Source organism: Bacillus sp. CD3-5, from assembly GCF_006349665.1.
In the GTDB taxonomy this organism is placed as follows: Bacteria; Bacillota; Bacilli; order Bacillales; family Bacillaceae_G; genus Bacillus_A; species Bacillus_A paranthracis.
In genome coordinates, this window is record NZ_VEPX01000040.1 from 1 (window position 1) to 946 (window position 946).

Sequence of the window (946 nt, forward strand, 5' to 3'; positions counted from 1 at the left end):
GTTCCAACTTGTAGATTGTATCCTGGTTTAAGCTGACCGTTTTTCATATGGTCTTCTTTCATCCGCATAAAGGTCGCGTCTGTATCTGTTTTTGAAAAGCTATTTCTTTCTTGAAAGGTTTCTTTATGAGCTTCGTACTTTATTTTGCGTGGAAGAAGATCCTTTTCCAACTGACGCTTCGCTTTTTTCATCGTTTTATTTTTCGGTTCATCTTGTAGGCGTTTTTCTAAGGTTTGAATAGTTTGTTTAATTTTTTCAGAAGTGACAGGACAAGCATCTTTCATTTGTTCTTCTTCTAATTCCGCTTTCTGATCGTCTTCACTTGCTTGTTCAATTGTCGCGACAATCTTTTGGTACTTCTCATCTAGCTTTTGATCATATTTTTCGGTGGATTTTCTCCATACAAACGTATATCGATTGGCATTTGCCTCTATTTTTGTTCCATCTAGAAAATAATCTTCGAGTTTGACAAGTCCTTCTTGTTTCAATAGGTCGATAAGAGAGAAGAAAGTTTCATAAATCACGTCTTTCATACGCTCTGATCGAAAACGATTGATTGTACGAAAGTCTGGTGTTTTTTCGTCAGAAAGCCACATGAAATGGATATTTTCATGGAGTTGTTCCTCGATTTTTCGAGAAGAATAGATTCCTTTTGTGTAGGCATATAATAAGACTTTCAACATCATTTTTGGGTGATAAGGTGGTCTGCCACCACCTGGATAACGTGATAAGAGGATAGAGAGGTCCATTGCTTCTACAGCTGTATGAACCACACGTGAAAGATGATGTTCAGGAATATGAACCTCAACATCTAATGGAAAAGTGAGTTGTTTTTTGTTATAATCTATAAACATAAGAGAATCGTTCCTTTCTTTTGATGATTTGGTTGTGGTGACTTAATTATATCAAAGATGGACGATTCTTTTTTATATTTTCTGTAAAGAAA

General features: G+C 35.5%; 1 protein-coding gene. It reads right to left on the reverse strand.

From position 1 onward, the window contains the following. A partial coding sequence (locus FH036_RS26885) for a transposase (RefSeq protein ID WP_139896431.1) occupies positions 1-854 on the reverse strand: 854 nt, incomplete at its 3' end. Positions 855-946 lie beyond the last annotated feature (92 nt).